The organism is Pseudomonas sp. SDO5532_S415, assembly GCF_054071155.1.
In genome coordinates, this window is sequence record NZ_JBSVWS010000180.1 from 1 (window position 1) to 11,178 (window position 11,178).

General features: G+C 59.4%; 12 protein-coding genes. 7 read left to right on the plus strand and 5 right to left on the minus strand.

All coding sequences use genetic code 11. From position 1 onward, the window contains the following. Positions 1-215 precede the first annotated feature (215 nt). The 3 genes from ACW9HW_RS25775 (at position 216) to ACW9HW_RS25785 (ending at position 2,735) form a co-directional block, all read left to right on the plus strand. Complete coding sequence (locus ACW9HW_RS25775; RefSeq protein WP_095192877.1) at positions 216-566, plus strand: hypothetical protein; 351 nt, start codon at positions 216-218, stop codon at positions 564-566. Between the two features lie 192 nt (positions 567-758). After that, positions 759-1,178, plus strand: a complete 420-nt coding sequence (locus tag ACW9HW_RS25780; RefSeq protein ID WP_095192876.1) for a PAS domain-containing protein — start codon at positions 759-761, stop codon at positions 1,176-1,178. Positions 1,179-1,184: 6 nt separating this feature from the next. Continuing rightward, positions 1,185-2,735, plus strand: coding sequence for a diflavin oxidoreductase (locus tag ACW9HW_RS25785; protein ID WP_457402100.1), 1,551 nt, complete (start codon positions 1,185-1,187; stop codon positions 2,733-2,735). A gap of 53 nt (positions 2,736-2,788) precedes the next feature. Here ACW9HW_RS25785 and ACW9HW_RS25790 read toward each other — a convergent pair whose 3' ends face one another. Beyond that, positions 2,789-2,917: a hypothetical protein gene (locus ACW9HW_RS25790; RefSeq protein WP_256590118.1), complete on the minus strand. Its 129-nt coding sequence runs from the start codon at positions 2,915-2,917 to the stop codon at positions 2,789-2,791. A 49-nt stretch (positions 2,918-2,966) separates the two neighbouring features. Next, positions 2,967-3,380: an ester cyclase gene (locus ACW9HW_RS25795; RefSeq protein ID WP_095192874.1), complete on the minus strand. Its 414-nt coding sequence runs from the start codon at positions 3,378-3,380 to the stop codon at positions 2,967-2,969. Between the two features lie 94 nt (positions 3,381-3,474). On the opposite strand from ACW9HW_RS25795, the gene ACW9HW_RS25800 reads away from it, so the two are divergent. Next, positions 3,475-4,368 carry a LysR substrate-binding domain-containing protein gene (locus ACW9HW_RS25800; RefSeq protein ID WP_457402102.1) on the plus strand — a complete coding sequence of 298 codons (894 nt, stop codon included), beginning with the start codon at positions 3,475-3,477 and terminating at the stop codon, positions 4,366-4,368. 180 nt (positions 4,369-4,548) lie between these two features. Here the strand turns inward: ACW9HW_RS25800 and ACW9HW_RS25805 are convergent, their stop codons facing one another. Beyond that, the gene (locus tag ACW9HW_RS25805; protein ID WP_457402103.1) at positions 4,549-5,730 is read right to left on the minus strand and encodes an acetyl-CoA C-acyltransferase family protein; all 1,182 of its coding nucleotides are present in this window, start codon (positions 5,728-5,730) and stop codon (positions 4,549-4,551) included. Next, positions 5,727-6,509: an enoyl-CoA hydratase gene (locus ACW9HW_RS25810; RefSeq protein WP_457402110.1), complete on the minus strand. Its 783-nt coding sequence runs from the start codon at positions 6,507-6,509 to the stop codon at positions 5,727-5,729. The genes ACW9HW_RS25805 and ACW9HW_RS25810 overlap by 4 nt, the downstream gene beginning before the upstream one ends. 217 nt (positions 6,510-6,726) lie before the next feature. On the opposite strand from ACW9HW_RS25810, the gene ACW9HW_RS25815 reads away from it, so the two are divergent. The 3 genes from ACW9HW_RS25815 to ACW9HW_RS25825 are packed head-to-tail and all read left to right on the plus strand — an operon-like array spanning position 6,727 to position 10,187. Continuing rightward, positions 6,727-7,833 (plus strand): polyamine ABC transporter substrate-binding protein, encoded by a 1,107-nt coding sequence (locus ACW9HW_RS25815; RefSeq protein WP_457402105.1) that lies wholly within the window; start codon positions 6,727-6,729, stop codon positions 7,831-7,833. A 30-nt stretch (positions 7,834-7,863) separates the two neighbouring features. Continuing rightward, a complete protein-coding gene (locus tag ACW9HW_RS25820) occupies positions 7,864-9,282 on the plus strand; it encodes an aminotransferase (protein WP_457402107.1) in 1,419 nt (472 codons plus the stop codon). Next, positions 9,279-10,187: a helix-turn-helix domain-containing protein gene (locus ACW9HW_RS25825; RefSeq protein ID WP_095192869.1), complete on the plus strand. Its 909-nt coding sequence runs from the start codon at positions 9,279-9,281 to the stop codon at positions 10,185-10,187. Before ACW9HW_RS25820 ends, ACW9HW_RS25825 begins: the two co-directional genes overlap by 4 nt. 133 nt (positions 10,188-10,320) lie before the next feature. Here the strand turns inward: ACW9HW_RS25825 and ACW9HW_RS25830 are convergent, their stop codons facing one another. Then, complete coding sequence (locus ACW9HW_RS25830) at positions 10,321-10,635, minus strand: hypothetical protein (RefSeq protein WP_457402109.1); 315 nt, start codon at positions 10,633-10,635, stop codon at positions 10,321-10,323. Between the last annotated feature and the right edge of the window lie 543 nt (positions 10,636-11,178).

Below are 11,178 nucleotides of genomic sequence, written 5' to 3' on the forward strand. Positions count from 1 at the left end.
TACACAGGCGGCGTACACCTGTAGGAGCTGCCGAAGGCTGCGATCTTTTGATCTTGACTGTTGCAGTCATAATGACTCTATAGATGTCTTTATGACAATTTTTTGTATTGGTCATTAAGACTGCATATTGTTATAAGTGGCTGAAAATAAACGACTAAAAAATTGGCACACTTCGTGAAGTATTTCAGGCAACGCAACCGAAGCAGGAATTCGCCATGTCCCGTTCCATCCCCTTCAGCTTCACGCTCTGCCTGTTGTTTTCCCCCCTGTGCATGGCCGATCAAGTCGTCCGCGAAGTGCCGGATACCACCGCCGGCAAAGGCTACGGTGCCCTGACCGGCATGATGCTCGGCGCCGTCGGCGGGCCGATAGGCGCATTGGTCGGCGCTGGCGCCGGGTTCTTTGCCGGCAGCTCGGTACAGGAAGCCGCCGGCCTCACGGAAACCGCTTACGAGGTGAAGGACGCCCAGGGCGAAATCAGCACCGTGCGTTCGCCCAATGCCCGCTTCGAGCCCGGTCAGCAAGTGACTCGCAAAGGTCCGCGCCTGGCGCCTCAGGACAGCTGAAGCTGTCGCTGCTTTTGAAGTAAACCACGAACTCCTTTTTAGGATCCGCTCATGGGTCGGGTCCTCTTTTTTCTCAGCACCGCCATCAGTTAATTGACTGATTTATAACGATTAAAAAATAAATGCCCGAGCCGTGCGTTGGCCAGATTTGAATTCGCTGAAAAAACTTTCAATCAATCGAGGGGCAACACAATGCAAGCCATCAACGCCAAAGTCTTGAGCGCACTGGAAAACGTCATGGTGATTTCCACCACGGACCTGCAAGGCAACATCACTTACGTCAACGATCTGTTCTGCAAGCTCACCGGTTACAACAAGGAGGAATTGCTGGGCCAACCCCACAGTGTGGTTCGTCATCCTTCCGTGCCTAAGAGCACGTACAAGCAGATGTGGGACACCATCAAAAAAGGCGAGATCTGGACCGGCGTGATTCCCAACGTCGGCAAGGGCGGCGGCCTGTACGTGGTCGACACCACCGTGCAACCGCTGTTCGACGAGCAGGGCAATATCGTCGAATACATCAGCATCCGCCGTGTGATCAATGACCTGATGAGTGACTTCGAAGCACTGGAGTTTTCCAAGGAGCAATTCGACGAACACTACGACAGGTAAACAGCCATGCCAGAGTTAATCGAACGCATCGTGATCGGTTATGGCTCTGAGTCCGGCAATGCTCACGGGCTGACGCAGCGCTTGTTGCGTCTGCCCTGTGTGCAGCCGTATGAATTGGCCGTGCAGGATCTCAATTCCCTGAAGCTCGACACACTGACCCCGCGGGATCTGTTGATCATTGTTTGCAGTTCCTTCGGCGACGGCGAACCGCCGGGCAATGCCGATCGCTTCCTGGATCAACTGATCGCACATGAAAAGCTGACCGACCAGCCCTATGCGATCTTCGGCCTGGGCGACACGGCTTACCCGACGTTCTGCGGCTTTACCAAAAGCCTGGACGCCACGCTGCTGCAAAAACAGGCGAAACCCTGGATCAACCGGGTGGACGCGGACACCGACTTCGATGGCTTTTTCGATGCCTGGTGCGCCACCCTGGAAGCGGTACTCAAGGGCGATCGGCGCGCCGGCAGCACGTTGAACCTGCAAGTCACCGCCTACGGTGAAAACGCGGCGTGGCCCGCGCGGGTGATCTCGCGCACCCGGCTTAACGCCACGGCGCCTCATGCCTGGCAGATTCGCCTCGACATCGAAGGCAGCGGCATCAAATACCGTGCTGGCGACAACCTCTATGTCCTGGCGCAAAACGATCCGCAACTGCTGGCGCAGATAGGTGAATGGTTCGATCGCGAGGATGCTCGCACGCTGTTGGCGAGCAAGGAGCTGCGACAACTGGGCAAATCGTTGTTGCGCGACATCGCCCGGGTCAGCGGGCACGACACCTTGAAAACCCTGTTGAAGGTCAGCAACCGCAAGGAACTGGAGACCTATCTGTACGGCAGGGATGTACTCGACGTGCTGGGTGATTTTTGCGAGCCCGCGCACTTGAGCCTGGAAGATTTGATCGAATGGTTGCCCGACTGTCTGCCGCGAGCGTATTCCATTGCCTCCCACGACAACCCCGGTTACGTCGACCTGTGCATTCGCGAAATCGCCTATGAAATGGCCGGCCGCTCGCGCAGCGGCACCGCGACCGGGCATCTTGCCGGGCTGCACCCCGAGGTCCGGGTATTTGCCCGCAGCAACCCGCGCTTTCACCTGCCACGACAGGTCGAACACCCGGTCGTCCTGATTGGCACCGGGACCGGCATCGCGCCGTTGATCGCCCTGCTGGAGCAGATCGAGCAACAAAACAGCCCCGTGCAAACCTGCCTGATCTTCGGCGACCGCCGCCGGGCATCGGACTTCCTCTACCAGTCACGCCTGGAAAACTGGCAAAACAAGGGCGTGCTGGACGAGGTGATCACGGCGTTCTCCCGGGACACCGACACGCGCTACTACGTGCAGGACGCCATGCTCGAACACGGCGCCTACCTGTGGGCATTGCTCGGCCAGGGCGCGCATCTGTACCTGTGTGGCAACAAAAGCAATCTGGAACGAGCCATCGAGCAGGCATTGCTGAACATTGCCATGACCTTTGGCCAGCTCGGTGAGGAGGACGCGCAGGTCTTCGTCGCTGATCTGTCTGCCAGCAATCGCGTGCACAAAGAACTCTATTGAAGCTTTCCCGTTTTGGCGGGCGGACGAGCCGCAACTCGTCTGCCCGTCTTTTTTTAGGGTGCCCGCAACAACGTCGATGGCAGCAGGCAGCTGCGGATGTCCATGACGATTTCCGGCGGCCTTGAGCCATGGGCCGGGGTCAGGACATGCAGGAGCAACACGATGACGACCATCCGGTGCATGAAAAATTCTGACGCGTAAAAGGGCGAGTTATTAAACACGAGGGGGCATTCACAGGCCGATCAGGTCGCGGTGCACTTCCAGGGAATTGCGTTCAACCCAGTTGTGCTGCAGCAGCCCGTCGGGTCGCACTTCCCAGACGGCCGTGCCAAGCATTTCAAAAGGCGTGAGGCAGGCGCGTCCACCGACAAACCCTTTGTTCTTGCCGCAAAGCTTCCAGCGTGAAGCGACGCGGCTACCTTCGGCGTTCTGAAAGGTTTCGATGGCGCCGAACCGGAAGTCTTCGATCTTCGACAGGAAGACGCCGATCCATTCGATGAACTGTTCACGGCCTGTGATTTCGACACCTCCCGAGGTAATAACGAAGTCTTCGGCGACGAACCTGGCAGCGGCTTGCGGATCGCGGGCTTGCCAGACTTCGCGCCAGAAGCGCTCGACGATTTCAACGGCATGGTTGGTTGACATGGTGGTGTTCCTCTCACTGAAAAACGCGGGTGTAGAGGATGTTCGAGTTTTGCTATCTAGAAGTCGAACGCATAATATTTATGGCATTCAGTTGATGAGCGAATACATCATGCAGTCCGGCGATCTTGAAATCGATTTGCTCCGCGCGTTTATCGCGGTGGCGGAGACCGGCAGTTTCACCGCTGCAGCCGAGGTGATTGCCCGTTCACAATCGGCGGTGAGCCAGAAGATCATCCGCCTGGAGGAAATTCTTGGCATGCGGGTGTTCGAACGCACCAGTCGCACCCTGACATTGACGGCGGATGGCGAGCGGGTGCTGGTCGGCGCACGAAAAATGCTGCTGCACTTTGATGAATTCATGCGCGGGATCAAGACACCGGTGACGGTCAACACCCTGCGCCTGGGAATCTCCGAGAATCTGGTGCCCACGCAATTGCCCATGCTCCTGTCGCGCTTCAACAAGCTGTATCCCGACCTGGAACTGGAGCTGACCACCGGTCTGAGCAATGACCTGCTGGCCGATCATGAAGCCGGGCTTCTGGATGTGGTCATCGCCAAGCGCAAGATGAGCGGGAGCGCGCAACGGGGGCGGGTGATCTGGCGGGAGCCCTTGGTATGGATGGCGGCCAAGGATTACCAGATCGAAGCGGCGCGCCCCTTGCGCCTGGTGTTGATGCGACCACCCTGCGGTTACCGCGCGATCATGGTCGAGGCGCTGGCTTCGGTGCAGAGGGAGTGGTCGTCGGCGTGCCTGGCGAGCAACCTTGGCGGGGTTCAGGCGGCGGTGGCTGCCGGGCTTGGGGTGACGGCCCTTGGCACGTCGTTTTTGCAGGAAGGCATGCGGATTATCGAGCCGTCGCAGAAGCTGCCGACGTTGCCATCCACGGAGGTTGCGGTGATTGGTGATGAGCCGCGGACGCAGCATCTGGTGCAGCCGTTGGTGGCGTTGTTGACTGAGGGATTGATGGCGGGGGCGGGGTTGGCCTGAGAAGCTATTACCTATTCAGGGCAAACACATGTGGCGAGGGAGCTTGCTCCCGCTCGGCTGCGCAGCAGTCGCAATACCAGACAATTCGGTCCGTCTGGAGCACGCAGGGGGCCGCTTCGCAGCCCGGCGGGAGCAAGCTCCCTCGCCACAGGTTATTCGTTTGGCAGATGAGCCGAGCTATCAAGCCCGCTCGAAAATCGCCGCAATCCCCTGGCCACCACCAATGCACATGGTCACCAGCGCATAACGCCCGCCGGTGCGATGCAGTTCGTGGATGGCCTTGGTGGCAATGATCGCGCCGGTCGCGCCCACCGGGTGACCCAGGGCGATGCCCGAGCCGTTCGGGTTGACCTTGGCCGGATCGAGGTCGAGTTCCTGACTGACCGCACAAGCCTGCGCGGCGAAGGCGATGTTGGCTTCGATCACGTCCATGTCGGCGACGGTCAGGCCGGCACGCTTGAGCGCAATACGCGTGGCCGGAACCGGCCCCAGGCCCATCAGTTCCGGTTCAAGACCGGCATGGGCATAGCTGACCAGGCGGGCCAACGGGCGCAGGTTGTTGACCTGAACCGCCGCACCGGTCGCCATGACCAGGGCCGCCGCGCCGTCGTTGAGACCGGAGGCGTTGCCGGCGGTGACCGAGCCGTCCTTCTTGAACGCCGGCTTCATTTGCGCCAGCTGTTCCAGGGAGGTGGCGCGAGGGTGTTCATCGACGTTGAACAGCTTGGTGCCCTTGCGATCCTGGATTTCAACCGTGGCGATCTGTTCGGCGAAGTAGCCATTGGCGATGGCATGGGCCGCGCGTTTCTGGTCTTCGAAGGCCAGGGCGTCCTGCATTTCGCGGGTGATGCCGTTGCGTGCGGCAACGTTCTCGGCGGTGATGCCCATGTGAAAGTTCTGGAACGGGTCATGCAGGATGCCGAGCATGTAGTCGACGGCCTGGACATTGCCCATGCGCGAGCCCCAGCGGGCGGATGGCAGCAGGTACGGGCCGCGGCTCATGGATTCGGCACCGGCACCGATGGCGATCTCGGCATCGCCCAGCAGCAGCGTCTGCGCCGCGCTGATGATGGCTTGCAGGCCGGAACCGCACAGGCGGTTGACGTTGTAGGCCGGAGTTTCCTTCGGGATGCCGGCGTTCATCGCGGCAACGCGGGAGATGTAGGCGTCGCGGCATTCAGTGGGGATCACGTTGCCCATCACCAGATGACCGACGAGGGCCGGGTCCACGGCGGCACGTTCCAGGGCAGCCTTGACGGCCGTGGTTGCCAGGTCGGCCAGGGGCACATCCTTGAGCGAACCGCCAAACGTGCCGATGGCGGTACGGGCGGCGCTGACGACGTAGATTTCGGGAGTGTTCATGGCTGGTTTCCTTTCGGTGGATTCTTATCTGTACTGCGATTGAGCAGGGCGTTCAAGGCTGTTTTCGCCTCGTCGGTGTTCAGGCGCTGAATGAACAGCGAGTTTTCTTCGCGCAGGGTGGCTTGCAGTTCGGCCATGCCGGCCTGTTTCATCAGTTGCCGGGATTGGCGCAAGGATTCCCGGGGCAATGCCAGCAAGCGCCGGGCGATCTCGTTCGCCGCTTCCAGGCATTGGACGGTGTCGTCGAATGCTTGGTTGGCCAGGCCCCATGCCACTGCGTCATCGCCATTGAGGCCTTCGCCCAGCAACAGCAGACGCGCCGCGCGGGCCTGACCGAGCAAGCGCGGCAACAGCAGGCTGGCCCCGAACTCCGGGCACAGGCCCAGGTTGACGAACGGCATGCGCAGCTTGGCGTTGCGGGTCACCAGCACCTGATCGCAATGCAGCAGCAAGGTCGTACCGATGCCGATGGCCGCGCCACACACCGCTGCGATCAGCGGTTTTTGCAGGTGGGTCACGGCGCGCATCAGGCGGAAGGCCGGGCTGTCCAGGTGAGTCGGCGGCTCCTGCAGAAAATCCACCAGGTCGTTGCCGCTGGTAAAGCAGTTCGGGCCACCGGTCAGGATCACCACGCGGACCGCCTCGTCCTCGTCAGCGGCGAACAGCAGGTCGGCCAGTCGCGTGTACATGGCGTTGGTCAGCGCATTGAGCTTGTCGGGGCGGTCGATGGTCAGTGTCAGCACGCCATTGTGGTGTTCTTGTTTGATCAGGTCGGTCATGGCTGGCGCCTGCAAAGTCGATTCGGCGGCCACTTTAAGCGGCAGGCAAACCCCGCAGCTATGACAAAACGGGTCAACCGGACTGATGTTTTTTGCCATGTGGTGGCTCAAGCCGGCGTACACACCCATTCGGGGTATGGTGCCGCCGGGTGAATCGCCCAATAGTAGGTTCATCCGCTCATCCAGAGCCGAACTCGCTTGATAAGGTGCATTTGCTATGGGCAAGACACTGCTTAAGGTGATTTCCAGTCTGTTTGTTGTTCCGCTGACCCTGCACGCTCACGCCGCCGATGTGAACGATGCCAAAACCCTCAGGCTGTACAACTGGGCGGATTACATCGGTGAAAAAACCCTTGCGAATTTCGAGAGGGACACCGGGATCAAAGTGATCTACGACACCTTCGATGCCTATGAAACCGTGCAGGCCAAGCTGCTGACCGGTCACTCCGGGTATGACCTGATCGTCTTGAATGCGTCCCTCGCACCACCGCTGATCCAGGCCAAGGTGTTCCAGCCGCTGGATAAAAAGTTGCTGCCGGGCTGGAGCAATCTGGACCCGAAAGTCTTGCAGGACTTGCAGGGTTTTGACCCCGGAATTGCGTACTCGGCGCCCTACACCTGGGGCAGCAACGGGGTCACCTACAACGTCGACAAGATCAAGGAACGCATGCCGGACGCGCCAATCGGTTCGCTGGCGATGATTTTCGATCCGAAGATCGTTTCGAAGTTTGCCGACTGCGGTGTCACCCTGCTCGATGCGCCTACCGAAGTCATTCCCATGGCCCTGAAGTACCTCGGCCGCGACCCGCGCAGTGCCGCGCCGGCGGACCTCAAGGCTGCCCAGGAATTGCTGTTGTCGGTCCGGCCGTACATTCGCAAATTCGATTCGGTCAATTACCTGACCAGCCTGCCCAACGGTGATGTGTGCCTGGCCATGACCTGGTCCGGCGATTACGCCACCGCCATGGCCCGTGCCGAAGAGGCGAAGAAACAGATCAACCTGGCCTATTTCATTCCCAAGGAAGGCTCGCTGATCTGGTTCGACAACCTGTACATCCCGGCCGACGCGCCGCACGTTGCCAACGCCCACAAGTTTCTCGAGTACCTGATGCAACCCCAGGTGATGGCCGATGTGAGCGATTACATCAACTACGCCAACAGCAACGCGGCCGCAACGCCTCTGCTCAATGCCAGCGTGCGCGATAACCCGGCGATTTATCCCGATGCAGACATTCGTCAACGGCTGTTCCCGCAGAAAACCCAGGACGCGAAAGACATGCGCGCCATCACGCGGGTCTGGAGCACGGTGAAGAGCGGGATTTGATCGTTCAATTGTTCAGTTTGAGGTTTTTGTATGGTTACCCCAATCAAGAAAGTGTTCTCGAAAGCCGAAGAGTCCGCACTGGTCAAGGCCGACAAGGCCCATCACATGCATGGTTATCACGTGTTCGATGAACACAGTGAGCAGGGTTCGCTGAACATTGTGGCCGGTGACGGCGCGTACATTTACGACACTGAGGGCAATCGCTTCCTCGATGCTGTCGGCGGCATGTGGTGCACCAACATTGGTTTGGGTCGTGAGGAAATGGCCCTGGCCATCGCCGATCAGGTACGGCAACTGGCTTATTCGAATCCGTTTTCCGACATGTCGAACAACGTCGCCATCCAGTTGTGCGAAAAACTCGCCAGCCTGGCCCCCGGCGACCTCGACCATGTGTTCCTGACCACAGGCGGCTCGACCGCCGTGGACACCGCGTACAGGCTGATCCAGTACTACCAGAACTGCCGTGGCCTGCCTGAAAAGAAGCACGTCATCGCCCGTTTCAACGCCTATCACGGCTCGACCACGCTGACCATGTCGATCGGCAACAAGGCCGCCGACCGTGTGCCGGAGTTCGATTATGCCAACCCGCTGATCCACCACGTGTCCAATCCCAATCCGTATCGCGCGCCGGATGGCATGGACGAGGCGCAGTTCCTCGAATTCCTGGTCAGGGAGTTTGAAGACAAAATCCTGTCGATTGGCGCGGACAATGTGGCCGGGTTCTTCGCCGAGCCAGTGATGGGCTCGGGCGGGGTGATCATTCCACCCAAGGGCTACCTCAAGCGCATGTGGGAAGTCTGCCAGCGCTACGACATCCTGTTCGTCGCCGACGAGGTGGTCACTTCGTTCGGCCGGCTGGGCAAGTTCTTCGCATCAAAAGATGTGTTCGACGTGCAGCCCGACATCATCACCACCGCCAAGGGCCTGACCTCTGCGTACTTGCCGCTGGGTGCGTGCATCTTTTCCGACCGTATCTGGAAGGTCATCGCCGAGCCGGGCCAGGGCCGCTGCTTCACCCACGGCTTCACCTACAGCGGTCATCCGGTGTGCTGCACGGCGGCGTTGAAGAACATCGAGATCATCGAACGGGAACACCTGCTGGCCCATGTCGACGACGTCGGCGGCTACCTGGAACAGCGCCTGGCCACGCTGCGGGAACTGCCACTGGTGGGCGATGTTCGCTGCCTGAAACTGATGGCGTGCGTGGAGTTCGTCGCCGACAAACGCACCAAGGCGTTGTTCGCCGATGAGATCAACATCGGTGAGAAAATCCATGTGCGTGCCCAGGCCAGAGGCTTGCTGGTGCGGCCGATCATGCACCTCAACGTGATGTCGCCGCCGCTGATCCTGACTTATGCACAGGTCGACGAAATCGTCGACATCCTGCGCCAGTGCATTCTGGACGTGGCGGCCGAGCTTGAGGCGAGCGGCCAGTATTTCGGCCAATGACTTCATCGGTCAGGTTGTTACCAAGGGCCTGTTCACCCGCTAGACTGCGGGTCATGAGCAATCCAAACGACGAAACGCTGGTCGCGATGCCCTTCGGGGCATTGCACAAATGGCATGGGGGCATGCGCGAGGCATTCGCCCATATCGATGAGCCCGACGCCCTGCAATACCTGGCGTCGGCGTTGGCACAGCTGGTGTCCATCGAATCGATGATGATCAGCCTGGAACGCAAAGACCGTGCGCCCCAGCTGTTGTATCAGCGCGGGATTGCCCAGGAATATCAGGTCTCGATTCTCGAGCGCTACTTTGCCGGGGGCTACTTGCTCGACCCGTTCTGCCTGGCGGTGGAGCAGGGGTTGGCGCAAGGCTTCTATCACCTGGAAGAAATCGCCCCGGACAACTTCTTCGACAGTGACTATTACAAGGCTTACTACCTGAATGCGGGTTGTTCGGAAGACAGCTACTACATCGTCGATACGGGCAACGACACCAAGATCTCCGTCAGCCTCTATCAAGGTTTCGGCGGTGAATGCCTGCGGGTCGATCAACTGAACCTGCTGCGCGCCGTCGAACCGCTGGTGCGTGAGTTCGTCAGCGAATTCAGCCGGCGTGGCCTGCTGCGCAATGGCGAGGTCCAGTGCAATCACGAACAAGGCCTGCGTGATGATCTCAAGCTACGCGTGCAATCGGCGTTCGAGCATTTCGGCAGTGACCTGCTCACCGAACGCGAGCGGGAAGTGGCGCACATGGTTTTGCGGGGGCACTCGGTGAAATCCACCGCCAGCCAGATGAACATCTCCCCGGAAACCGTGCGCATGCACCGCAAGAATCTGTACCTGAAGCTGGAAGTGGGTTCGCAGTCGGAGTTGTTTGCGTTGTTTATCGAGTGGTTGCGCGGGCATTGATGGCCTGACACAACCCATCACCCTGTGGGAGCGAGCCTGCTCGCGAAAGCGGTGTATCTGTCGATAACTCATCGCCTGACACTACGCCTTCGCGAGCAGGCTCGCTCCCACAAGGGGTCTCCAACAGGGCTGGTCAGCGCGCCCGCAACCGTCGCCCGACCACATCCAGCACATCACAGCCATCGCGCAACGGGATGGCGCAGAGCAATGAAAAGTCGCTGAGGATGAAGGATTCGCACTCGATCGAGCCGCGCATTGAAAGGTTTTCCAGTACCTGGGTGACGGCGCGGATTCGATAGTTGGCGGCGTCCATCAGGACGTCGAGCGGTGCGTGGGTGTCGACGAAGAGGGTGGGCATTTCACTGCAATTGCTGGTGAGTGCCATGAAGCGGTTGTCAGGGTGAGGGGTTGGTTTTTCGTAGGGGGGATCAGGATGAATGGATTTCATGCTTTCGAGCTCTCATTTAGAAAATGGAGCTGCCAAAGGCCTTTCCTACGGGCCTGGGTGGCAGCCATGTACGGGGTAGGAAATCGAGATCTGAGAGCACCTCTCGACCACGCCGAAGCGTGCCCGTACATGGCCACCGCGGCTGATCTTACGGACGCATTTGAACGGCCGCAAATCAGGCAATGGCGCCTGAGCGCTTTCAGATTCTGGAGGTTCCTACACCCCACCACTGAATTTCAGTGACCACCAAAGACTATCGATTGAGCACCTTTCAAACCAGTTCACGCAAATCGCCACATTTCGAAGGAAATCTCCGAAGACCTTGCCCGGAAATGTCCTAGGACGTGTGGAAGTTACATCCGCAAAATGGGGGAAGTGAGTTGTGGGTGAGGCACAACGGGCATGGCCGGGGGCTAGGAAAAACAGAAATGTCCTACGCCAATTGACACCCGGACCACCTCAACCACTGTGGGAGCGAGGCTGCTCGCGAAAGCGGTGTGTCAGGTAAAATGGGGTTGACTGAAACAAAGACTTCGCGAGTAA

Bases quoted from the DNA above. Each gene is read 5' to 3' on its own strand.
- ACW9HW_RS25775 (WP_095192877.1), top strand. From the start codon at position 216: ATGTCCCGTTCCATCCCCTTCAGCTTCACGCTCTGCCTGTTGTTTTCC.
- ACW9HW_RS25780 (WP_095192876.1), top strand. From the start codon at position 759: ATGCAAGCCATCAACGCCAAAGTCTTGAGCGCACTGGAAAACGTCATG.
- ACW9HW_RS25785 (WP_457402100.1), top strand. From the start codon at position 1,185: ATGCCAGAGTTAATCGAACGCATCGTGATCGGTTATGGCTCTGAGTCC.
- ACW9HW_RS25790 (WP_256590118.1), bottom strand. From the start codon at position 2,917: ATGCACCGGATGGTCGTCATCGTGTTGCTCCTGCATGTCCTGACCCCG.
- ACW9HW_RS25795 (WP_095192874.1), bottom strand. From the start codon at position 3,380: ATGTCAACCAACCATGCCGTTGAAATCGTCGAGCGCTTCTGGCGCGAA.
- ACW9HW_RS25800 (WP_457402102.1), top strand. From the start codon at position 3,475: ATGAGCGAATACATCATGCAGTCCGGCGATCTTGAAATCGATTTGCTC.
- ACW9HW_RS25805 (WP_457402103.1), bottom strand. From the start codon at position 5,730: ATGAACACTCCCGAAATCTACGTCGTCAGCGCCGCCCGTACCGCCATC.
- ACW9HW_RS25810 (WP_457402110.1), bottom strand. From the start codon at position 6,509: ATGACCGACCTGATCAAACAAGAACACCACAATGGCGTGCTGACACTG.
- ACW9HW_RS25815 (WP_457402105.1), top strand. From the start codon at position 6,727: ATGGGCAAGACACTGCTTAAGGTGATTTCCAGTCTGTTTGTTGTTCCG.
- ACW9HW_RS25820 (WP_457402107.1), top strand. From the start codon at position 7,864: ATGGTTACCCCAATCAAGAAAGTGTTCTCGAAAGCCGAAGAGTCCGCA.
- ACW9HW_RS25825 (WP_095192869.1), top strand. From the start codon at position 9,279: ATGACTTCATCGGTCAGGTTGTTACCAAGGGCCTGTTCACCCGCTAGA.
- ACW9HW_RS25830 (WP_457402109.1), bottom strand. From the start codon at position 10,635: ATGAAATCCATTCATCCTGATCCCCCCTACGAAAAACCAACCCCTCAC.